This window comes from Lyngbya sp. CCAP 1446/10 (assembly GCF_026130175.1).
GTDB lineage: Bacteria > Cyanobacteriota > Cyanobacteriia > Cyanobacteriales > Microcoleaceae > Microcoleus.
This window is the reverse complement of record NZ_JAIGNI010000021.1, coordinates 29,425-52,095: the sequence shown is the minus strand read 5'-3', so window position 1 is coordinate 52,095 and position 22,671 is coordinate 29,425. Positions and strand designations below refer to the sequence as shown.

Genomic DNA, 22,671 nt, shown 5'->3' with positions numbered 1-22,671 from the left:
TAGTCGCCATGAATAGTAGTCAAAAATTCGATATTAGATTAACAGAACTTTTCTTAGAAGAAGATTGGGGAATTGCTCCAGAAGATCCATTAGGAGAACTTTCTCATTTTGAAATGGGATGGTGGCGTTTCTGTTTTGAATACAACCATAAAGTTTTAATTGAAATAGGTGATGAGAAAAGACAGGTATTTTTAGACCCAGATATTTGTATGATGATTGACAATTACTTTCCTAAGGAAATTTTTAAGCTATCACAAGGTCAAAAAATAGTAATAACTTTTCCTGAAAGTTCCTTCGCTATTACGTTAGTACCCATCGACAATCAGATTAGCTGCACATTGAGAAAGTTTGGATATTCATGCTGGGAAAAGCAGTTTGAGTGCGATCGCGCTCAAGTATTAGATACCCTCAGAGGGTTTCTGACTGAAGTGATGCAGCTAGCGGTAGATAAGGGTTTCATCACAGCCGAGGAGAAGGATGAGTTTATTCGTCCGGCTTTTTCTGCTGGAAATATCGATGCTGTAGCGATCGGGCAGTAGGCGATGATGGAGTATTGAAACCGCAGATGCACGCAGATTAACGCGGACTACCAACTGATCGAAAAAGCAAAAAATCTGCACCAGATAGAGTTATCCCTCCTAGCTACCGTAATCGATGGCTTGAGCAAACTCAATGGTTTTCCTGTCGGTATCGGAGAAGTGCTCGTACTTATCCCTGATATTTCTGACGAAGAGTTGGAAAACTCAGCTTGGGAAGCTTCCCAGTATTGACAACTGAACGAACTGCTGCAAATAAATCTCGCCCCCATTCTGAATCGCGGGCGCCGATCTTAAATTGTTAATGACGGGATTTATTTGCTATTATTTTGGCTTTTGCTGCTTTCCTTGCTGGGAAAATTGCCACCCGTGCGGGGAATCAGCGGGCGCTTTTGGGCGGATTGGCGGCAACTGCTGTTTTGCTGTTAGCGGTGGCTTTCAGTCAGGGGATTGTGATGGTAGCAGTAACTGTTTTGGCTGTAATTTTTAGTTATAGTTTGGTGGCTAACGGTATGGTTCCTTTTGCTTTGTCTCTGGTGCCACCGCAGCAGGGAGGGTTGGGCGTGGGGATTTATTTTGGCGGTTTTTCGCTGGAGATGAGTTTGTACTCAGTTATGTTTGCAGAACCTTGGGCTATTCCTGTTGTTAACACGGCGGTTGTAGGCACGATCGCCTTTTTAGTTGCTGGTGTCTGTGTCGCTGCGGGCGATCGGCTCAAACAAACACTTTCTGTAAAAAATTAATAAGAGTTGTTATGGAGCTTGACAAGAGTTATGATGCAGTTTAACTTGATCCCTACCAATCGTGAATAATTATTTCATCGTTTCATATCTTTTGCCAATCTGAGTAATAATAGAAGTATTGAGCAAGCCCCGAAAAATTTGGCGGCGCAACCCTACGGATAAATTGAGGATACTGCTATGTTGGGTTTGAAGCGAGAAACCAGAAATTTAGGGATAGTCGAAACCAGTAATAGGGAGATGCGAGGCTCTACAACCTCGGCTGCTAAAACTATTGGCATTACCCGATCGCGAGTTTACAAAGATGAGGCTTTAGTGTCCGCCTCGCTGGCGGGACTTCCGGCTCTTTTGGCATCCCTAGAAAGCTTTCGCGAGTAGAGTTTGACAATTTTTCTTGTTAAACGTCGGGAGTTGACTCAGCTAAACTATTGCCAGACGCCGGAAAAGATATTCTTGACTGCGATCGCAATTCTAGTTAAGTCTTCTTTGAGCAGTGGCGGCCAAGAAACTCCTCTGCGAAGTCCTGCTTCAAATTGTAGCAAACTCTCGACTGAGAGTAAATGCAGTGCCGAGATTAATTGGCGATCGAGCATTGGAGATTCTTGCAGCCCTTCAAACAATATTTTTAAAGCTAATAAAATCGATGTCACCTGTCCCGGTACGGGCGGCTGGCCTTGTTTGAGGCGCATCAGGAAGGCGTCGGGATTTTTCTTGGTGTCCAGGGCTGTTCCTTGGTCGATCAGAAAACTGCGGGCTGTTTTGTAATCCATTTGACGTGCGATCGATCTTTTGCAATTAATCAGCCAGAATTATATCATCTTTTGTCGCACTATATTGTTAATATAACAGAATCAAGAATAAAAAAGCAACTCGTAAGGCGCGCACTGTACAACCGCAAGCTATTCCTGAACCGCACCATGTAGCGTACAAGCTATCGAAAGGTTTACAATGTGAACGCTAGAGATACTTTTGGTAAGCTGTTCTACATTTAAATTGTGTGTCAAAAATCAATAAAATTCTTGTGGGATGGGCTTTGAGCAGCGTCCCGAATATGCAATTTAAATGCTCCACAGCTTAGTTAGGGATAATTTTTAGAGAACCGAAACATAAAACAATGGCAAAACGGCACGGTAACAGCCTAAAATCCCAGATTTATAGATACTGGTGGCTACTTTTATTATGTTTGAGCTTCCTGTTAGTTCCGATTCTTAAAAAAACAGCAGTCGCCACCCCATTTCCCCCACCCGCTCCTATTGCAAATAATGCTAATTTGGGAGCCAGAATTCAACGGACGATGGGGTTACTTGCAACCAGCACTCCCACACAACGCCGAAAAGTACGCATCTTATTTTACGGTCAATCCATCACTCAGCAAGATTGGTGGCAAGATGTAGCAAAGGATTTGAAACAGCGATTTCCCTATGCAGATTTGATAGTGGAAAATCGGGCAATCGGAGGATTTGCAGCGCCGATTTTAATCCGTCCCAGCGAACACGATTTGTATCCTTTTTATCCAGACTTGCTAATTTTTCACGTCTACGGAGGCGATGAAGATTACGAAGCGATAATTGCCAATGTCCGCAGCCGCACTGCTAGCGAAATACTCTTGCATTCAGACCACATAAACTGGTTGCCCGCAGGTAACAAGAGCGATAATCCAGATGAAGTCAAAGGATATGAATGGCACAACACTCATTCAACTAAATGGCTGCCTGAGTTGGCAGATAAATACGGCTGCGAAATCGCAGAAATTCGCGCACCTTGGCGCAGATATTTAAAAGACAATCGATTACAGCCCAAACAGCTATTGAGTGACAGCATTCACCTCAATGATTGGGGAAATTTCCTCTTGGCTGCTTTGATTAAACCGCACCTGCGATACAACCCAAACTCTCCTCAAGCAGCGTCGCAGGATTTAGTCAAAACCTATAGAGTTGGCACTGATGTTAAGTGGCAAGATGGTAAGTTGGTTTTGGAGTTTGAAGGAAATCGGATAGATGCGATCGCTGATAAAACCTTCAACGGCAAGGCAATTTCTGCTAAAATTGCGATCGACGGCAAAAAACCCTCAGAATTTCCCGAACTTTACAGTATCACCAGACCCAGCGCTAGTCTGGGCGTCGCTTGGCCCGCAATTCTCCAAATATCCAGCCAAAAACCCCTAATCATCGAAGATTGGAAAGCGATAATCACTGAGATTAACAGCGATGCTACCAAGTTTAAATTTGACGTGATCGGTTCTAAAACAGGTTACGACGGCAGCGGTACAAACGACGAAATGTTTGTTTCAAAATCTGGCCGCGTCGTGATTGAACCGAAAAACTGGTGGCTGCAAAATGCCTATGAATACTCTAAAAAGCTGACTCCGAAAGGTTTTGAGATTACTTGGCAGGTTAAACCGATGTTTGTTGATTCATACATTCCGCCAAAGATTGTAGATTCAAGCCTAGAATATCCTACAACATTGGCTCAGAATTTAAGCAATTCCAAACACATTCTCGAAATCATTCCCGAAACAGACAGCAAAGTTCCAATTCAGGAAATTAGAGTTTATCGCCCTCCTTATATTCCTGAGCCGAAACCCTCTGTTTAATCTCAAATAGACAAGATTGCAATAAAATAGACTTGAATTGCAAAAGCCCTTTGAATCAAATTTTCGGACGATGCTCAAAGCGTCGTCCTAATTATTTTGGTAATCTTGTCTAATCTAAAATCTAAAATCAATTAACCTCAACTTCTAGTAATTCCCAACTCATGAAACATCAACAGCGATAAAAAGAAATCTGCCACAAAAATAAACACCCAAGAAGTCACAACCGCCGCCGTTGCAGCTTGGCCTACACCTTTTCCTCCGCCCGTGGTAGTCAACCCCCAACCGCAACCGACGAGGGCAATAATCAACCCAAAAATAAAACTCTTAATCGCCACAGTTACTAAATCCCAAGGCCCCAAAAAAGTCCGCACCGATTCCAAAAATACCGACGGTTCCAACTCATAAAAATTAACCGCCACAAACAGCCCGCCCAAAATCCCCACCGCCACCGCAAAAATTGTTAAAATCGGCAGCATGATGCAGCAAGCTATCACCCTCGGCACTACTAAATAATCAACTGGATTTGTTCTCAACATATACAGGGCATCTATTTGTTCCGTCACCTGCATTTCTCCAATCTCCGCAGCAAAAGCCGAACCTACTTGTCCCGCCACCACGCCCGCCGTTAAAACTGGTGCTAATTCGCGGCAAAATGCCAGAGCAAAAGCACCTCCCACCGCCCCAACCGCCCCAAACCGAATCAATTCTCTGGCCGATTGAACGGTGAAAATCATGCCCGCAAAAAAGGCTATTAGCAGCACGGAGCGCAAAGAATCCAGGCCTACGGTGACTAAATGTTCCATGATTTTGCGGCGGTCAATTTTGCCTTGCAGGACGCGCAGCAGCACTTGGCCGCCCAGGAACAGCGTCACTAAAAACCGCTGAAACCACCTGTTATTCAAGGTTTCATCTAAATGTCGATCGCGCTTTTGGTGTTTTTTAACCAATTACTGACGGCTCGCGATTAATTGCAAACAGGACGAAGCATTGCCACATAGAGATTTTCGGCAATTGTACAGCAATTATTGCACGATTTGTCAACATATATTTTCAGTCTGCCAGAGGGAGCGATTGGTGGGTTAGGCGCGGTTTGAGATTTATTTATTGGTTACTTAACTTAATCGCCGCGCCCAACCCACCCTACAATATGACTAACTACTCGGCAAGCAACAAGTCGATCAACTCATCCAACCGTTCGTTATACTTTTCGGCTTGCTCCTTGCCAATTCTCACCAGTTCCGATATCTTCTTTTCCGAAGCATCATCAATCGGCAGCGGTTGTTCGTGGCTCAAATCTGGACTAATTCTCAAATATTGATTTGGTCTTTCAACCGCATCATAAATTTGGAGCATTTGATAATTTATAGTTTCTGAAACTCCGGTCATCATGATATTAATCAAAGGCTCAACCCACTCAACTTGACCCCAGTTTTTTACTTCTTCGTAGGGGAATTTTTTCTGAGCTTGTCCCGTCCCCAGCGATAAGATTACCATATCTTTTGCTGTGGGGCCTCTCTCTGGGCGTTCGTCGGGAATTTTTAATTTATTTCTGACTTCAGCATAGGCACAAAGTGCTGGATTGTTTGCGAATACTCCCCCATCAATTAAAGCGTAGGATTCGTTTGTCAGAGAGTAGATTTTGGGAGATTCAAAGTAAGAGGGAGCGGCAGATGTGGCTCTGGTGATATCTCTGATAAAATAGTCTGCTTCTGGATATTTTTTAGCATCTATTTGATTGAAGAAGTTAGCTTTTCTTCTTTCGATATCGTAACTGGTAATTAAACAAGGTTTCAGCAGTTGGCTGAGTTGGCAATCTTTGAAATGTTCCAAAAAGAATTTTTCTAAGGCATCGCTCGGATATTTCTCATCTATCAAACCGTCGATAGATTTGAGTTTTTGCCAAAATGAACTCTTAAAAACCTCGCGACCGCTCTTGATGGAAAAATTAACAGCGTCTTGAGCCGTCCACCGAGGTCTGCTGGGATTTTCGGTATCGGGACACAAATAGATGCAGGTTAAAATTCCTCCGGCACTCGTGCCGGCAATTAAATCAAAATAGTCAGCTATTCTCGCATTTGGGTTGCCGCTTTTCTGTTGTAGCTTGGTCTCAAGGCTAACTCCAACTTGCGCGGGGATAATCCCTCTAATTCCGCCTCCATCTATGGATAGAATTCTGGTATATTTAGCCATAATTTTTATTATCTATTCTTGATGTTTGCTCGTTTTATACAGTCTACATAGTCAATAGTCAGGACAGTTTTTAGTTCGTAGTCTGAAACCCTAGATTTACCGGAAAGTAACTCGATTGCCGAATCATTTTGCAACCATTATTATACGGTTAGCCATCAAAAATTGTCCCAAGTATTGCATAGTAATAGCGGTAAGGTGCGGTGTGAATGGAACTCAACATAATTAGGTTTTGCATCCTGGAATGTCCAGATTTCAAATCTAACATTTCAAATCTAAATTTAATTGGCGGGCTGCGAGGGTGTAGCGAAAAATGTATTCTACAATTTCTACGTAATTGTAGGCGGCGGCTGGGGAGTCTGCCCAAACTGTGATGCCGTGATCGCGAATTAACAAAGCGGGTACAGAGGGCGATGAAACCGCAAAATATTCACAAATTTCCTTGGCAATTTTAGGGACTTCTAAATAATTTGTAAATAGGGGTATCGCCACCTGCGGGTTTTCCTCCCACACCCCCAAACCTTTGAGCATTTCGATCGCAGGTAAAGGCACTGCATCGCCTGCTACTAGCCGAGAAACTAAATTTGCCTCGATTGAGTGTACGTGATAGCAAGCTTTCGCGTCTGGAAAACAATTGTAAACGGCTACATGAATGCTGGTTTCGGCGGAAGGGCGGCTGTCGGGAACAGGTTGCTCAACAATAACGCCGTCTAAGCTCATTCTGATAAAATCTGAAGCAGTTAACTGCCCTTTCTGACGCCCACTAGCAGTAATCCAAAAACTGCCGTCTGGTAAGCGGGCTGAAAGATTACCAGCAGTCCCAGCCATCCAACCGCGATCGTAAAAATGTTTGGCTGCTGCAATTAAATCCGATCTCAAATCGCCACTCATTCTCTGCAAATCCTCAGATTTTGATCTATTTTTGACGTTGATAGGAATTGCGCTAGCCGTTTTAAACGTAGCGTGCTTATGCACCTTACAAGTACATATATAGCCTTTCTCAGAAAGATCAGGTACGCTTCCAGCATAGGGCATAGGGCATGGGGCATAGGGCATGAGGCTCTCCTCACTTTTTTGAGAACCGCTATAGGCTGCTTAGTGCGATTTTTGCGCAATTCCTAGTTAAGTTTCAATTCCATTTCTGGGATAAAGTTTCCAACACGTCAAAAAAATTATCCCATTTAGTATACGGCTTTTGCTGTTCGTCTAGATACTCGGCTAGCCGATCGCGCGCAAACACCGAATTCGCCTGCAAAGCCATGTTAAAATCCGTCAGAGAATCTCCGATCGCCACCTGTTCCTGGGATGGGTGCAGGCTCATCACCCGCACCTTAGACACCAATTCCGCATCTCCTTCAAACTCAGAATTGACTCGTAAGTGAGGCCCACTAGCGTCTACATCCACAGCATAAATGGCGATCGCCCGGTGTACCAAATCACCCATCACCGTCTCTACCATAATCCGCAGGCCACCGGAAACTATCGCAAAATCCACCTTTTGCTCGTCCAAAAAATCCAGCAATTCCACCAATCCCGGCCGCATCAGCTTTCCCCTAGAAAATTCTACAATTTCTCCATAACATTCCGAGGGAATAGACTCTAGTAACTGGCGCACTCCCGATCGCAAACTCAGCCTTCTTGCGTGTATTTCCGGCATTAGTTGAGATGACAATTCCGGTGCAAAATGCTTGAGCATTGCTACAAAAGTTTCTTCAACAGTTATCGTGCCGTCAAAGTCGCAGAATACCACCCGTTGCTGATTGTTCGGGATTGGAGATTTTTGCTTGTCATCGGTCATTGTCATTAGTACCTTGAAGAAGGAAGAAGGAAGAAGGAAGAAGGAAGAAGGAAGAAGGAAGAAGTCATTAGTCATCAGGAAGATGGAAGATGGAAGATGGAAGATGGAAGATGGAAAAAGTCAGTAGTCAGTAGTCAGTAGTCAGTAGTCATTAGTCATCAGGAAGATGGAAGAAGTAAGAAGGCTTTAGTTAGTTATCTCCGAGAGTAACAATCGACCGCTTATGCTTCAGCAATTAAGAACTTCCCAACCATTTTGGCGATTGATTTAATAGCGATGCGCTGTTTGTGGGGAATCACCCGCAGGATTTTATGCAGATTCTTCGAGATCATCTTCGAGGGAATCTTCGAGGGAATCTTCGAGGGAATCTTCGAGGGAATCTTCGAGGGAATCTTCGAGGGAATCTTCGAGGGAATCTTCGAGGAATCCTGCTACATCCTGTTTTTGATTTTTGGTCTTTTGGGGAGTAGCCTTAGCCGGCAAACAGATTAAATTGTCATCTTCAGTATTAATTAAACCTTTCGATCGCAACTTACCCATCAGCCGCGTCACCGTCACCCGCGTCGAGCCGATGGCGCTACCAATTTGAGCGTGAGTCAATGTCCAAGGTAATCGGTAGCCCCGAACCACATCCGGTGATCCCTCACCTACGTAGGGTTCGCCGAACTCTTCGATCAACAAAGTGAGAAAACCCAGCAATCTGTCGATCGTCCGGCGCTGTCCCAAAGTGCTTAGCCAGAGCAGTTTTCGCTGGTGCTGGTAGCGAAACGCATCCAGAATTTCCCGGCGAAAGTGAGGCCAATTATCCAAATCGTGCCAGTACATCCACACTACGTGAGTGTTATCGGCGTGGGCATAAGCTTGGAGCGTAAAGGGAGACTGAGCAACCAGTTCAAAGGGCTGACCGGCACCGACGAAGCCCAAAAAAGCTTCTTCTGTAGTTTTGTCAGAGGATTTCGACGATTTTGAAGCGGTGCTAACCTGAGCGCTGCCTACGAGCCGCACAGAACCTTTCTGGACTAAATAGAGCAGTCCGGGTCTGGCTGGAATCTTCTCGTCTTTGCTAAAAGTCCGGCAGCGGTAGTGTTCCTGGGCCCAGTCGATAATTCGCTGCCAGGTGATAAAAGGTCGATCGATCGTTTCTGGATGTGTGGAAGTTGATTGCATAAGTGAGGCTCTGGGATATATTTAGTTAGTGAGAAAAACAGCTTTGGCCTGCATTGCGATACTAAGTGAGACAACCAACCCCCGATCGAGCTGACACGCTTCTTAACTGTGCTGACTCTTCTCAGTTTTACCCAAAATTTTAATGTAGCAAAAAATACATGAAAATGGTAGAATTCAGCAATGAGTCGATCGTAAATTATTGTATATTTCGCCCAAAAATCGCTAGAAAGTGGATTAATTCGATGTAGCGCCACCGGAATAAGCCGATCGACTATCTCTGACATGAGCAGTTTAACGTACAAGGACAGCACAAGTGGTAACAGTCTCTAGGCACTTTTACCGCAGGATGGGCCGATAATGGATACAGCAAATATCTCGCAGTACCCAGAAGTTACAGTGAAGTGTTTCTTGCTCTTAAGGTTCCACAGGGCGATCGCCCAGCAGGGGACAATGACCGAAATTCCGTTAAATCGGGCTAAAAATAGCGCGCGAGTGCTGTATGTGTCTGCGATCGCCCTGAAATTGACTAAAACTTGGCAGCAGACACCGCAGGCGATCGCCACACAGTTGGCCGAAACTCTCCAACCGTTGTGTTACCCGGATTTCGCCGTTAAAGTCGCACGGGATGGAATGATTGAACTAGAGTTGACGGATGCCGGTTTAGCCGTCTGGTTGCAGCGTTTAGCTCAAATTCCCCTCCCAGTTCCAGAATATCGGATCTTATCTCCTGTTGTGTGTGCCGATCGACTGTTTCCGATTCAGTACAGCCACGCGCGCTGTTGTTCCCTGTTGCGAATGGCCGATCGCGATCGGATAATTGCGATCGCGCAGCCGGATGTCGCTACAGCACCGCAAATTTGGTCGCTGGCGGCGCCAAACCCTATCCCCTGGGTTGACGAGGGCGATCGACTGCGGTTAGTGCATCCAGCAGAATGCAGTTTAATATCGCAACTAATAGCAGTGCTAGATAGTTTATATCCTATTTTCGAGGTCAAAAACCGCGAGAAACCAGTCAATTATTTCAAATTAGCCAATAGTTTGAGCGAAGCATTTCAGATTTTTTACAGCCAGTGCCGAATTTGGGGAGAAGTTAAAATAGAAACACCAAAACTCGCCCAAGCCAGATTGGGTTTAATATTAGCAACTCAATCTTTGCTGCGGTTTATCCTAGAAGAGTTATTCAGCGCCGTTGCTCCTTTAGAACTTTGAATTAGTCAGTCTAAAAAAGTAATAACGAACATAAAATAAAGTATTTTACTGTATTTTGGCGCTGGTTTCGGACAAGTTTAGTTTTTGAAATTGCGGTGATAAATGAGTTATTTTTGCTAGCTTAAACGAATTTCCAACAAATCGCGAGAACCCGTTACTCTTGGGCAGAGAAATAGCAGCAGCGCGATGCACTTTAAAATAGTGTGAATTTTCCGCCAGCGGTGCGATCGAGCATGATAAATTTCCGCTGGAATTGCCTAGGAAAAAACCATCAAAAGCCTTGCATCGATGCCGTAATAAAAATGAGAAACCAGCGATTTATCATCCCTGCCAAAAATCCCGTCTTTAAATCCCAATATAATTCCTGCATCTAGTTTAAGGCGTTGCAGGCGAGATTTGCTTTTTTCTAGGTTTTGCGATCGATCGGCAGCGTTACCGTAAATATACTGCCGACGCCTTCTTCACTGATCAATGTAATTTCGCCACCGTGCAAGTCCACACATTTTTTAACAATGCTCAGCCCCAGTCCAGTACCGGGAATTCGACCGACATTTGTAGCCCGGTAAAATGACTCAAACAGCCTTCCTTGGTCTGCTACAGGTATGCCAATTCCTGCATCCTGTACCGAAAAAATAGCCTCAGTTTCGGTAAGTTTTAATTCAAAGATTACTTCGGTATTTGGGGGAGAATACTTAATCGCATTTGACAGCAAATTTCCCAGAATGCGCCGGAGCAAGCTTACCTCCAAACACGCCATCGCCGATGGACTGTGATTCACAAAAATCAGCGTTACCGGCTCAGTTTGAGGTTTCAACTTTAGGCTGCTCTGAAATTCCTCTACCAATTCATTACAAAACGTTGCTAAGTCAAGCGGTAGCAAGCAAAACCCGGTTTTTCCTGACTCAACACGGCCTAGCAGCAGAACGTCGTCCAATAACTGATCGATGCCTTTGGCGGCTGCTTGAGTTTTGTCTAGCAGTTCTTGTGTTTTCTCATCTGTTAATTTCGATTTGTACTGGGTAAGAAGTTGTGTAGTGCCGATGATGAAATTCAAAGGATTGCGAACGTCGTGGGCAATCATGTACAGCAAAGAGGTTTTCATCTCGTTGAGTTCTTGGGCTGTTTGCAAAGTGCGATCGAGTTGGTCGTGAGACAATTTGAGAGTTAAAGACAACTGGCGCGATCGCAGCAAAATCTCCACCCGCGCTTGCAATTCTATCTTCTCGATCGGAGCGATAATCAAATCGTCAATACTTTGCCAAATAAATTGCGTTGCCATCCCTACATCCGAGCGGGATGTAATCAAAAGAAAAGGCAAGCATACCGGGTGTTCTGCCTGTTTTTGGGCTGCAACCCATTGCCAGTGGCGTTTCAGGGCAAGACCATCAATTATAGCCAGGTCAAAAGATTGATTAAATGGTAAAAATTTCTCACTATTTTCTCCTGAGTTTGGCAGCAACACCTCATAGTAAACTGCTAGCCATTCTAATAACAGGCGGCGATTTTCTTTCTGTTCGACAAGCAATAAAATTTGACTCACACAGGTTCTCCTAGCAAGCTGTGAACAATGGATAGCAAATCTCTAACGATCAAAGGTTTTACCAACATATTCCGAGCACCGTGGCAGAGGCTTTCGTGCTGAATGGCAGCGCTTTGTCTGGGCGAGAGTATCAGAAAAGGGATTTGGTGATTTCGCAGTTGTTCGCAACAGTGCCAAATCTGGCGGTCAAAACCAGAAATATCTACTAAAGCCATCCCGATCCTAGCAGGCTCACTGATAGCTTTTGCAACCTCTTCAAAACTATAAGCCGCGATCATTTGGTATCCTTCTTTGTTGAGAAATTGTGCTAGGAGTTCCAAGTTTCGGTGATTGCGGTCTACGGCTAAAATTATTGAGTTGTCAGTCATCTATCAGCTTCCTCTGAATACGGATTATACAATTTGAGGTTTTAGATTAAAGAAGTGAAGAATTGGGAATGACTGATTATATATGGGTTTGGAGCTTACCTAAAGTTGGATTATTTTTTTGATCTGGTATTAGCTTACTTTTCGGCGAGCTCTTACAGCGGTTTTCAGTTGAGTGAAGTACAGATGCTCGATCGCAGGACACGGCCCCGTTGCTAAGTCCTTACTGTATTTTATAGAATTGAAAACTGCTATAAAAGTCGGAAAATATACAATTTTACCAATATATTAGACCTCTTGCAAAAATATTCAAGTCATAGAGCAACCGCAGATATCGGGCAGATAAACACAGATTGACGCAGATGGTTTCAGGGTATTTTCGGATTTTTGCAAGAGGTCTATTTAAGTTTTCCAGAACTTAGGCTAGTGGTGAGGTGCGGGGTGCGCGCACTACTGTTAGTGGTGAGGTGCGGGGTGCGCACCCTACTGATTAGTAGATTCACAACTGCAAAATTAGCAGCAAATGGCCAAAAACAGCACGGAGAACCCCGATTCAATCTTCCTCCGCTTCCCCCTCAATCCACGTCGGCGCCGAGCTCAAAATGCCGCGCAGCCCCCGTATCGGTTTGCTGACTTTGATGCCGTAGCGAGTAATCTCAAGTTCTCGCAGAGTTCTCTCGAAATTGCTGACTCGTTTTTTAATTACGCCGATCGCCTTGCGGATTTCTGTCCTATTATGCAGTTGGCGTTCCAGATAGCGTATAAACATCAGATTATCAGCCAAATAGCTAATCCCGATCTCAGTCAGGCGAAAATCTCCGCTAATGGCTTCTACCTCATTAATCAAGATAACGGTGACTCCCATATTCTTCAGATATTTGCACAAAGCGTGCAAATTGTTCACCAAATCTTGCCCCTGCATCGAAAGCTGATAGCCAGAAATGCTGTCAATCATCACAATTTGCGTCTTTTGCTGCTCCACCTCCTGGCGTACCATACAGGCAAACTGATCCGGCGAGTACAGCAAAGGTTCTACGGGTATCACGGAAAGACTTCCTTGCCCAATCATCGCCCCAACCGGGATGTTAACTGATTCGCAGCGGCCCAGCAGAGTAGAAATTGACTCCTCAAAAATGTAAACTACCGATCGCTCCCCCCTTCCCGCCGCCTCCTTCATAAACTGCATCCCCACCGTCGTTTTACCCACGCCGCTAGGCCCAGTAATCACCGTCACAGTCCCCCGTTCCAGTCCCCCGTGCAGCAGCTCGTCCATTTCTGGAACCCCAGAAGAAATTGCTTCAGCAACAAAATCCTGTTGATAGTTGCCAGGAAGCAGTCGCGGAAACACCTCCATACCAGCCTGAGTCAGGCGCAGCGAATGGCGGCCGCTGCGAAAGTTGGAGCCTCGCAGCTTGGTGACAGACAGGGCGCGTCCTTCAGGGCGCAGTTCCAAGTAAATTACTCCGTCGCTGATGAATTGCAAATCGTCGTCGGGAGCACTTGAAGTGCCTTCTGAGGTGAACACCACCGTCGCCCCCCCTTCCACCAAAAACCGCAGAAAAGACAAAACCTGCTTGCGAAACTGAAACTCATCCGCAGCTAAGTAGCGAAATTGGGTGATTGCATCCAAAAACACCCGTTGTGGCTTGACAGCTTTGACTCGATCGATAATCTTTTGTGTAGTCGGTTCTCGCTCCACCTCCGAGGGGGAGAAAATGTCATAAGTCTGAACTTCTGTAAAAAATTCTGAGGATGGGCTCAAATCCAGGAACGCCATCGCTTCAATATCAAAACCGAGACTTTGGGCATTGGCCCGCAATTGCGCTTCGGGTTCTCCTAAAGTAATAAACAGGGGCGTTTCTCCCACAGCCAAACCTGCTGCCAAAAAGTGAAAGCCCAGTGTAGTCTTGCCAGTACCCGGGCCGCCGCGCACCAGATAAGAGCGTTGAGAAATTAGGCCGCCGCCAATCACTTCGTTGAGACCGGTAATTCCCAGAGAAATTCGGTTTTGAGACATTTGTTTGTTCATGTTTTGAATATCGGGCCCGTATTAATATTTAATGGTTTTAGGCAGTGTTTTGATATTTTTTTTACCGGGCGTCTGATAACCTTCATGAAATCTTTTTCTACCGAAAATTACGTAAGCACACAAGAATTAGAAAGTATTGTCGGGACTGCTGGCATCTGTCGCTGGCAAGATACAGAGCCATTTTGGCAAGAACGGGTAGAAAAAGCTGTTGCGCCGGGCACGAAAATAGACTGCACCGTTTACCCCAATACTCAGGAAGAACTCGCGGCGGTGATTGCTTGGGCTGAGCCAAATCGCTGTGCAGTCTTGCCTTGTGGTAGTGGCAGCAAACTCGATTGGGGCGGTTTAGTCAAGGGAGTCAAAATTGCCGTCAGTACGGGGCGTCTGAACAGGCTGGTAGAACACGCTGTGGGCGATTTGACGGTGACTGCGGAAGCGGGCATGAAGTTTGCGGATTTGCAGGAAATTTTAGGTAAAGCAGGTCAATTTTTGCCGATCGATCCAGCATATCCGCAACAGGCAACATTGGGAGGGATTATTGCTACTGCTGACACGGGTTCCTTGCGGCATCGCTATCGGGGCGTGCGCGATTTGTTGTTGGGAATTACGTTTGTGCGATCGGACGGTAAAATTGCTGTAGCCGGAGGTCGAGTTGTTAAAAATGTCGCCGGTTACGACTTGATGAAACTGTTTACCGGTGCTTACGGCACATTAGGCATCATTTCTCAAGTAACTTTCCGAGTTTATCCGCTGCCGGAATCATCGGGAACTGTCATACTAACAGGAGAAACTAATGCTTTAGCTGAAGCCACTCAAATTTTATTATCTTCTGCTCTGACACCGACTGCTGTTGATTTGCTATCACCGCAGTTAGTAGAAAAACTTAGTTTGGGTAAAGGTTCTGGATTGGTAGTGAGGTTTCAAAGTATCGCCGAAAGCGTTAAACAACAATCAGCCCGCTTGCTGGAAGTTGCCGAAAAGTTGGGTTTGCAAGGCACTAACTGCGGGGAGAATGATGAGCTTCAGTTATGGCAAAGATTACCAGAAACAATGTGGAATTCTGGCACAAAGTCAGCAATTATTTGCAAAATAGGAATCAGACCCTCGGAAGCTGTAACGGCAATTAACGAATTGCCGGTACAGGACGCTTTGATTCACGCGGGCAGCGGTTTGGGGGTTTTGCGGTTTGAGACTGCGACTGCGGATACACTGTTGCAGGTACGCAGGGCGTGCGAAGCTAAAGGCGGTTTTATGACTGTTTTGGCAGCGCCGACCGACATTAAGCAAGGGTTAGATGTTTGGGGCTATACTGGAAGTGCGATCGATTTAATGCGCCGGATTAAACAAGAGTTTGACCCGGAAAATATCTTGAATTGCGATCGTTTTATCTTGAAAGGTTCGTAGTGAGGAATTCAGTCCTTCTTAAATCCCAGGAAGAGGACTAAAATCCTCACTACGAACCAGGAATTTAAGGTTTGTAGTGAGGAATTCAGTCCTTCTTAAATCCCAGGAAAAGAACTAAAATCCTGAATGCAAACCAAAAGAATTAAGTAATATAGCAACCGCCACATCGGGCGCGGACATAAATAACATAAATAACCTCATGAATATATCCGATATCCGTCAAGCATAAATGATTTGATTCCCGTACTAAGCAATTGTCAACTGTCAACTGTCAACTGTCAACTGCCATATATGCAAACATCAGAAAAATCACAAATTCCCAGCGAAGATTTAAAGCCAGCTAAAGAAAGCAATTTTTTAGCACAAAATCCTCACTTGCAAACCCTCGAAATTCCCGGTTTCGACGCCATCAACCCGCCTGATCCCAAATTAATTGATACTTGCGTGCACTGCGGCTTTTGCTTATCAACTTGTCCGAGTTATCGGGTACTTGGCAAAGAAATGGATTCGCCCAGAGGCCGCATTTATTTAATGGATGCAATCAACGAAGGCGACGCACCTTTAAATGAAGCAACTTCGCAGCATTTTGATACTTGTTTGGGCTGTTTGGCCTGCGTGACAACTTGCCCTTCTGGAGTTCAATACGATAAGCTGATTTCTGCAACTCGCCACCAAGTTACTAGGAATCAAAAACGCACTTTTTCTGACAATGTAATTCGTACTCTGATTTTTAATCTCTTTCCCTATCCTCACAGATTGCGGCCTTTGCTTGTACCGCTGTTTGTTTATCAAAAATTAGGACTGCCAAAACTCATTCGTAAAACAGGTTTGCTGAAAAAAGTATTTCCCCGTTTGGCGGCGATGGAATCAATTTTGCCGAAGGTAACAGTTGATTCTTTTCGGGATAATTTACCTGAAGTTATTCCCGCAGAAGGGGAGAAACGCTATCGAGTCGGCGTGATTTTAGGTTGCGTGCAGAGGTTGTTATTCTCGCCGGTTAATGAGGCTACGGTGCGTGTTTTAACGGCTAACGGCTGCGAGGTTGTGATTCCCAAAAGTCAAGGATGCTGCGCTGCTTTACCAGAACATCAAGGGCAAGCCCAACAGGCGCAATCTTTGGCGCGACAAATGATTGACAGCTTTGAAAATACTAATGTTGATTTTGTAATTATTAACGCTGCTGGGTGCGGCCATACTTTGAAAGAATACGGTCACATTTTAGCTGATGACCCGGAATATCGGGAGAAAGCTGAAAAGTTTGCTGCTAATGTGAAGGATGTGCAGGAGTTTTTGGCAAGTGCGGGAATGACGGCGCAACTCAATCCTTTGGTTGATGGAGATTTGACTATTGTTTATCAGGATGCTTGTCATTTGTTGCACGGGCAAAAGATTAGTTTGCAGCCGCGTAAGTTGTTGCAACAAATCCCTGGTGTGAGGTTAAAAGAGCCTTTGGATGCTGCTTTGTGTTGCGGGAGTGCGGGGGTTTATAATATGTTGCAGCCGGAGATTGCTGATGAGTTGGGTGTGCAGAAGGTGGAGAATTTAGTGAATACTGGGGCGGAGTTGATTGCTTCTTCTAATCCTGGTTGTTCTTTGCAAATTAAGAAGCATTTGGAGTTGCAAGGGAAATCTGTTACTTTGATGCACCCGATCGAGCTTTTGGACTATTCTATACGTGGGGTGAGGTTGCAGAGGAAGTAGTTTGCTGGGGCGGGCGGTGTCTGCCCTATTTTCGCTGCTGAATGAGATTTTTTTTAATGAACCGCAGAAATTCGTTGAAAAGTCGTGAAGCGTAGCTATCCCGCGCGTGAGTCGCACTTCTCACCCTTCCGAAACAGCTAAAATTAAATCAAATAGTCCCTAATCCCGGACAACAGTTATGGTAACTCAAATCCCATCCCCAACTCAGCAACAGATTATCTACCCCGACACCGACGGTAAACCAATGGCAAACAATACCGATCAGTTTCGCTGGATTCTAGTCATTGAGCAAAATCTAGAATGGATGTATGCTAATGACGAGAATGTATTTGTAGCGGGCGATTTGTTTTGGTATCCGGTTCAGGGAAGACCGAATATTGTTAATGCCCCGGATGTGATGGTTGTCTTCGGCACACCGAAAAGGAGACGGAGTTCTTATCAGCAGTGGAACGAGTCAGGAATTGCACCGCAAGTTGTGTTTGAGATTCTCTCTCCTAGCAATAGCCAGGATGAAATGGAGACGAAATTACTTTTTTACGATCGCCACCAAGTTGAAGAATATTATATTTACAATCCTACTAACAATCAACTCAGAGGTTGGTTGCGCGGAGAAGACGGCTTGGATGCGATCGCATCTATGGAAAACTACGCGAGTCCAAGGTTAGCCATCCGGTTCGATTTATCAGGCGATGAATTGCAAATTTATCGACCTGATGGCACTAGATTTTTCTCCTACGTTGAGATTTGTCAACTGTTAGAACAAGCCGAACAGCGGACAGAACAAGAACGTCAGCGGGCAGAACTTGCAGAAACAGCTTTAGAAGAGGAACGGCGGCGATCGCAACTTTTGGCGGAACGGCTGCGAGAAATGGGAATTAACCCAGATGAATTAAGTTAGACAGACTGCGATCGATGGGCATTGACCCGGAATAATTGTAAACTAGATTGGGGAAAAGGTCGATCGCACTTTTCAAGTTTAGCAAAAATGCGATCGTCACAATGACTAATGACGACTAACGACTGACGACTGACGACTGACGACTGACTACTGACTACTGACGACTGACTAATTCCAACTTCAAAAAATGAACTTGTCCCGAAGCTTCCGCCGCCACAATTGTCACCCCATCCGGTGCAATAGCGCAAGCTTTCAAAGCACTATCTCCCCTGAAACTAGCAACTACTTTGCGACTCAACAAATCCCAAACTTTCAGAGTATTGTCATCCGAAACCGAAATCACCTTATTTCCCACAGTCGCCAAAGCTGTGATTGCATCAGCATGACCTACCAAAGTAAAAGCTTCTTTTTTACTTGACAAATTCCAAACTTTCAGATCGTGTTCCCGCCCGCCAGAAATCACCCATTTGCCATCCGTTGTAACTGCCACAGCATTCACAAAACTCTCATGACCTTTGAGAGTAAAAAGTTGATTTTTTACGACTAAATTCCACATATTTTTCAAAATATTCTTTTCTTTCCCCAAACTCCAAACTTTCAAAGTTTTGTCGCCGGCCGCCGAAATTACCCATTTTCCGTCTGGAGTAACTGCCACAGCTTTTATCCCGTCAGTATGACCTGAAAATGTAAAAAGTTCGTCTCCTGTTTCTAAACTCCAAACTTTAATAGTTTTGTCTCCAGAACCAGAAATTGCCATCGTTCCGTCAGGGGTAACAGCTACAGAATTTACCCAGTCTGTATGACCCGTGAAAGTCAAGATTTCGGTTCCGGTTTCTAGATCCCAAAGTTTCACGGTTTTGTCGCCGGAACCCGAAATTATTCGCTGGCTATCTGCTGTTATTGCGATCGCTTTTACCCAGTCTTGATGTCCCCCAATAGTAAAAATTTCTTGCCCGTTTTTGAGATTCCAGACTTTAATCCTGTTGTCTCCTGAACCGGAAATTGCTTTAGTACCGTCCGCCGTCAGTGCTACAGCATTTACCCAGTCATCGTGACTGGCAGGTGATAAATTTTCTTTGCCTGTTTCTAAGCGCCAAACTTTGAGAGTTTTGTCAGATGAACCAGAAACTATCCGCTTCCCGTCGGGGGTAACAGCGACAGCATTCACGGGCGCGATGTGATTAGTAAAAGTAAAAAGTTCTGCTTTTGTTTCTAGATTCCAAACTTTCAGCGTTTTGTCGCCGGCTGCTGAAATTACTTGTTTTCCATCTGGAGTTACTGCTATATCTTGGACAAAACTGCTATGTTCTCCTAAAGTAAAAAGTTGCTTTTTTTCTGACAAACTCCACACTTTGATTGTGCTGTCATAACTGCCGGAAATTATTTGTTTACCGTCGGGAGTTACTGCTACTACTTTTACCCAATCTGTATGTCCGGTGAGGGTAAAAAGTTCTTGTCCTGTTTCTAGATTCCAGACTTTTATGCTGTTGTCTCCCGAACCGGAAATTAACTGTTTGCTATCGGGAGTTGCTGCTACGGACTGCACAAAACTGCTGTGACTTTTCAGGTTAAAAATCACAGCCCCTGTTGACAAGTCCCAAACTTTTATGCTGCCGTCCCAGGAACCAGAAATTATTCGCTTGCCGTCGGGAGTTACTGCTACTGCTTCTACTGCAAAAGTATCACCTGCTAATGTTAATATTTCTGTTCCAGTTGCTAAATTCCAAATTTTAATCGTGTTGTCCCAAGAACCGGAAATTATTTTAGTGCCGTCTGGGGTGACAGCTACAGCATTGACGTAGGTAAGATGACCTTTGAGGGTGAAAAGTTCTTCTCCTGTTTCTAAGTGCCAAACTTTGAGAGTGTGGTCGGAGGATGCAGAAATTGCCTGCTTGCCGTCGGGGGTGATTGCTACAGCTTGTACCCAGTCTGTATGTCCGGTGAGGGTGCGTAGCAATCTGCCACCTGGAGGGGTAAAGCTGGGCGTTAGTGGCCGCAACCAGGGGTTTTTCTGCTGTTTTGCTTGGGCTAGTAGTGCTTGAATTTCGGGAATTTCAAAGCGCATTAAGCGGGCAATTAGTTGGGTCGCTAGTTGGGTTTTATCTTTGGCTAAAATGTGGGCAGAAAGCCGGATTGCTTCTTGGATTAATTTGAGTTTGTCGGCTTTTTTGTCGGTGATAATATCGGGACTTGTTGCTAAATCGTAGTCTTCTATTAGCGCTTGTACTCCCGATGCTGACAGCTTGGCTTGAATAAAATTGTAATCTGTTAGTAAGCTGTATAATTTCTCTGAGTCTGAAGTCGCTGCTAGCTGACTTGGTAGGATTCCCAAACAGTGCGTCTGTTCTGCGGGCTGCATTTTATCTAGCCCTTGTGTAAACTCGCTCATAAATTTGTGGATGTCTTTTTTTAATGTATGCGATCGCTAGCTGCACCTTGTCCAAAACCCGATCGAGAAAGTTTTATTGCTTACTTTGCTCGTTTACTTAGCATGGCATATTTGAAGGCTATTTGCTACGGGGCTGCTGCCATCGGTTTGGTGATGCTTCGATGAATCGCTGGTTTTTTAGTCTGAGTCTGGTTTGAGAATTTTCAAGGCCTGCGATTACCATCAACCGTCACCAAGATAATTCAACTCAACAGCCCCAAATCTGCCGATCGACAAAACCTGACATATATCGTTGTTTTTCTTAATATAGCTGGTCGGGGAACGATGATTGTCGATCGGCTAACACTCTCAAAGCTCAATTTTTTGAGCTATCGCAATCCTATTTGATGTGCGAACAAGACTTTTTTAGCGAAATACGATGCCGAATCTAGTTTTCTGTCAACTCGGCTGCATCAGCCTGCTGTCGCCCGGTGGGGTTTCCTACCTCAACCAAACCTGCAATCTGCTTGGCCCAAATCCCGGAAAGTTTTGCAGGCGCGCCCTATTCCTTTAAAATATAGAGTGGCACTTGCACTCTTAAACCTGGTCGATCGGCTAAAATCATTGGTTTAACCGCTAGGTACGCAGGCAAAAACCGGGTTTCTGAGTTTATAGTACGCCCGTGGCGATCGAAAATAAAGAAGTATTTAAGTTTAGAGACAAATTTCATGGATGTTATCGAGTTTTTTGAGTTAAGTGCAGGCAAATGGTTTTCTCAGCGCACCGTACACAATCTCAATTCTGGGGAATTGCAAGCAGGTAAATCTGACCTCAAAATAGAAATGCTGACAGCTAGCGATGCAGCAGTCGTCAAACTTTGCCAACAGCACTCGATTAACCCGGACTCAACTGGGCTAAAGGGCGTTCGGATTTCTTGGGATGGTGTTCCCGATCGCAACCAAGCTAAACAAGTTGGTTCTACAATATTAGCGATCGTCCCGAATCCCGACAATCCCAGCGAAGGCAAAGTTTTGCAAGCAAAGGGAAACACCCGCTACGTGATGGGTGGCGACGATGTGCTGACATTGATTACAGAATCAGATACCGTCCATGCTGAAGAAAGGCTGTGGTATCTCATCCCCAATCTGCGGCTGCGGACTAGCGTTGTTAAGCAAGCTAACGGTACGGAACAAGCATCTTTTTGTTCGGAAATTCGGATGGGTGCAAGTCCAAAAAGTTAATAGTGACAAACAACTATCTCATTCCCAAAGTTCACAGCTTATTTCTTGTTGATGCTTTCTCCTTTCTTTCTACGGCCTTCTCGGGCAACGGCTTTTAGTTTGGTGTGAAAATCAGTGTGTTTGGCAACTGGGAATGATTTTGTTACAGCTTGGTCTATTAATTGGCGCTCTGGTTCGGCTCGATCGGCCAGGGCGGTAACATCCACATCTTCATATACTACAACTTCTGTATTTTCTTTTGTGCGATCGTCCGCGACGCGCAGTTGTTCTGCTTCCAGAACCTCTGTATTCGGGACTTCTGCATCTGGAGTGCGATCGAGTTCTGCTTCTGAGTGCTCAATTGGATCTAATTCTGCGACACCGACTTCCGATTCCGGGTTCGATAAAAGTATCTCTTCCTGCGGCGGTTGAGCATAACTTTCAAAGGTTAAATCTTGAGGAAAGTTGTTGCAGACTAAGCGTTCAAACTCGCGATTAAAATGATAAAGTGGTTGGCCTATCCGGTGCCACATACTCAATAGCTGTCCGACAGAAATAGCTTTGTAGCGCCCTTGATAAAGCGCTTCAACTACTGCTAAACGCAGCCAATAGCCGGGATACTTGGTCAGCCATTCACCAGCCAATTTCTCTGCTTTTTTGCCACCTAGATCAAAACCGTAGTGAACCAGCAGAGCTGCTGCTTGTGCAGATATTGTACGTCCATCTGTCATGGGAATTGGTAATTAGTCATTAGTCAGTAGTCAGTAGTCAGTAGTCAGTAGTCAGTAGTCAGTTGTCAGTAGTCAGTAGTCAGTAGTCAGTAGTCAGTAGTCAGTAGTCAGTTGTCCTTAGGAATTGGAAATTGGGAATTGGAAATTGGGAATTGGAGCATTTGGAGCATTTGGAATTGAAGAAT

Annotated in this window: 21 protein-coding genes and 1 pseudogene; 10 read left to right on the top strand and 12 right to left on the bottom strand. The window is 44.9% G+C overall.

All coding sequences use genetic code 11. The annotated features are described in order from the left end of the window. Nucleotides 1-8: 8 nt before the first annotated feature. The 3 genes from K4039_RS11440 to K4039_RS11430 all read left to right on the top strand — a co-directional run bounded on the left by K4039_RS11440 (nucleotide 9) and on the right by K4039_RS11430 (nucleotide 1,654). Complete coding sequence (locus K4039_RS11440) at nucleotides 9-539, top strand: hypothetical protein (RefSeq protein WP_265235304.1); 531 nt, start codon at nucleotides 9-11, stop codon at nucleotides 537-539. A 326-nt stretch (nucleotides 540-865) separates the two neighbouring features. Beyond that, the gene (locus K4039_RS11435; protein ID WP_265235303.1) at nucleotides 866-1,279 is read left to right on the top strand and encodes a hypothetical protein; all 414 of its coding nucleotides are present in this window, start codon (nucleotides 866-868) and stop codon (nucleotides 1,277-1,279) included. A gap of 177 nt (nucleotides 1,280-1,456) precedes the next feature. Next, a complete protein-coding gene (locus K4039_RS11430; protein ID WP_265235302.1) occupies nucleotides 1,457-1,654 on the top strand; it encodes a hypothetical protein in 198 nt (65 codons plus the stop codon). Between the two features lie 47 nt (nucleotides 1,655-1,701). Here the strand turns inward: K4039_RS11430 and K4039_RS11425 are convergent, their stop codons facing one another. After that, nucleotides 1,702-2,046 carry a Dethiobiotin synthetase gene (locus tag K4039_RS11425; protein WP_265235301.1) on the bottom strand — a complete coding sequence of 115 codons (345 nt, stop codon included), beginning with the start codon at nucleotides 2,044-2,046 and terminating at the stop codon, nucleotides 1,702-1,704. Between the two features lie 344 nt (nucleotides 2,047-2,390). Between K4039_RS11425 and K4039_RS11420 the strand changes: the two genes are divergently transcribed. After that, entirely contained in the window at nucleotides 2,391-3,869 is a 1,479-nt protein-coding gene (locus tag K4039_RS11420) for an SGNH/GDSL hydrolase family protein (protein ID WP_265235300.1), read from the top strand. 137 nt (nucleotides 3,870-4,006) lie between these two features. Here K4039_RS11420 and K4039_RS11415 read toward each other — a convergent pair whose 3' ends face one another. The 4 genes from K4039_RS11415 to K4039_RS11400 form a co-directional block, all read right to left on the bottom strand. Continuing rightward, nucleotides 4,007-4,816, bottom strand: coding sequence for an MlaE family lipid ABC transporter permease subunit (locus tag K4039_RS11415; protein WP_265235299.1), 810 nt, complete (start codon nucleotides 4,814-4,816; stop codon nucleotides 4,007-4,009). Nucleotides 4,817-5,024: 208 nt separating this feature from the next. Next, complete coding sequence (locus K4039_RS11410) at nucleotides 5,025-6,059, bottom strand: patatin-like phospholipase family protein (RefSeq protein ID WP_265235298.1); 1,035 nt, start codon at nucleotides 6,057-6,059, stop codon at nucleotides 5,025-5,027. Nucleotides 6,060-6,317: 258 nt separating this feature from the next. Next, nucleotides 6,318-6,947 carry a methylthioribulose 1-phosphate dehydratase gene (gene mtnB, locus K4039_RS11405; protein WP_265235319.1) on the bottom strand — a complete coding sequence of 210 codons (630 nt, stop codon included), beginning with the start codon at nucleotides 6,945-6,947 and terminating at the stop codon, nucleotides 6,318-6,320. 238 nt (nucleotides 6,948-7,185) lie between these two features. Continuing rightward, nucleotides 7,186-7,854 carry an HAD-IB family phosphatase gene (locus K4039_RS11400; RefSeq protein ID WP_265235297.1) on the bottom strand — a complete coding sequence of 223 codons (669 nt, stop codon included), beginning with the start codon at nucleotides 7,852-7,854 and terminating at the stop codon, nucleotides 7,186-7,188. On the opposite strand from K4039_RS11400, the gene K4039_RS11395 reads away from it, so the two are divergent. Continuing rightward, the gene (locus K4039_RS11395; RefSeq protein ID WP_265235296.1) at nucleotides 7,841-7,981 is read left to right on the top strand and encodes a hypothetical protein; all 141 of its coding nucleotides are present in this window, start codon (nucleotides 7,841-7,843) and stop codon (nucleotides 7,979-7,981) included. The two genes, K4039_RS11400 and K4039_RS11395, sit on opposite strands and share 14 nt — an antisense overlap. Nucleotides 7,982-8,322: 341 nt before the next feature. On the opposite strand, the pseudogene K4039_RS11390 reads toward K4039_RS11395, so the two are convergent. Further along, nucleotides 8,323-9,021, bottom strand: a pseudogene (locus tag K4039_RS11390) (Crp/Fnr family transcriptional regulator); the annotation flags it as partial. A gap of 357 nt (nucleotides 9,022-9,378) precedes the next feature. Between K4039_RS11390 and K4039_RS11385 the strand changes: the two are divergent. Then, entirely contained in the window at nucleotides 9,379-10,230 is an 852-nt protein-coding gene (locus K4039_RS11385) for a DALR anticodon-binding domain-containing protein (protein ID WP_265235295.1), read from the top strand. 116 nt (nucleotides 10,231-10,346) lie between these two features. On the opposite strand, the gene K4039_RS29930 is transcribed toward K4039_RS11385, so the two are convergent. The 4 genes from K4039_RS29930 to K4039_RS11370 form a co-directional block, all read right to left on the bottom strand. Then, nucleotides 10,347-10,472, bottom strand: a complete 126-nt coding sequence (locus K4039_RS29930) for a hypothetical protein (protein ID WP_375339798.1) — start codon at nucleotides 10,470-10,472, stop codon at nucleotides 10,347-10,349. 164 nt (nucleotides 10,473-10,636) lie between these two features. Continuing rightward, nucleotides 10,637-11,770 carry a hybrid sensor histidine kinase/response regulator gene (locus tag K4039_RS11380; protein ID WP_265235294.1) on the bottom strand — a complete coding sequence of 378 codons (1,134 nt, stop codon included), beginning with the start codon at nucleotides 11,768-11,770 and terminating at the stop codon, nucleotides 10,637-10,639. After that, entirely contained in the window at nucleotides 11,767-12,138 is a 372-nt protein-coding gene (locus K4039_RS11375; RefSeq protein WP_265235293.1) for a response regulator, read from the bottom strand. The genes K4039_RS11380 and K4039_RS11375 overlap by 4 nt, the downstream gene beginning before the upstream one ends. Before the next feature lie 550 nt (nucleotides 12,139-12,688). Next, entirely contained in the window at nucleotides 12,689-14,152 is a 1,464-nt protein-coding gene (locus tag K4039_RS11370) for an ATPase domain-containing protein (protein WP_265235292.1), read from the bottom strand. 96 nt (nucleotides 14,153-14,248) lie between these two features. Here K4039_RS11370 and K4039_RS11365 point away from each other — a divergent pair, with 96 nt between their 5' ends. The 3 genes from K4039_RS11365 (at nucleotide 14,249) to K4039_RS11355 (ending at nucleotide 18,167) form a co-directional block, all read left to right on the top strand. Further along, on the top strand, nucleotides 14,249-15,568 hold the full coding sequence (locus K4039_RS11365; RefSeq protein WP_265235291.1) for an FAD-binding oxidoreductase: 1,320 nt from the start codon (nucleotides 14,249-14,251) through the stop codon (nucleotides 15,566-15,568). A 291-nt stretch (nucleotides 15,569-15,859) separates the two neighbouring features. Next, entirely contained in the window at nucleotides 15,860-17,269 is a 1,410-nt protein-coding gene (locus tag K4039_RS11360) for a (Fe-S)-binding protein (RefSeq protein ID WP_265235290.1), read from the top strand. A gap of 178 nt (nucleotides 17,270-17,447) precedes the next feature. Further along, a complete protein-coding gene (locus tag K4039_RS11355) occupies nucleotides 17,448-18,167 on the top strand; it encodes a Uma2 family endonuclease (RefSeq protein WP_265235289.1) in 720 nt (239 codons plus the stop codon). Between the two features lie 154 nt (nucleotides 18,168-18,321). On the opposite strand, the gene K4039_RS11350 is transcribed toward K4039_RS11355, so the two are convergent. Then, on the bottom strand, nucleotides 18,322-20,556 hold the full coding sequence (locus K4039_RS11350) for a hypothetical protein (protein ID WP_265235288.1): 2,235 nt from the start codon (nucleotides 20,554-20,556) through the stop codon (nucleotides 18,322-18,324). Between the two features lie 707 nt (nucleotides 20,557-21,263). Here K4039_RS11350 and K4039_RS11345 point away from each other — a divergent pair. Beyond that, on the top strand, nucleotides 21,264-21,776 hold the full coding sequence (locus tag K4039_RS11345; protein WP_265235286.1) for a phycobiliprotein lyase: 513 nt from the start codon (nucleotides 21,264-21,266) through the stop codon (nucleotides 21,774-21,776). 38 nt (nucleotides 21,777-21,814) lie between these two features. On the opposite strand, the gene K4039_RS11340 is transcribed toward K4039_RS11345, so the two are convergent. After that, a complete protein-coding gene (locus K4039_RS11340; protein WP_265235285.1) occupies nucleotides 21,815-22,486 on the bottom strand; it encodes a hypothetical protein in 672 nt (223 codons plus the stop codon). Nucleotides 22,487-22,671 lie beyond the last annotated feature (185 nt).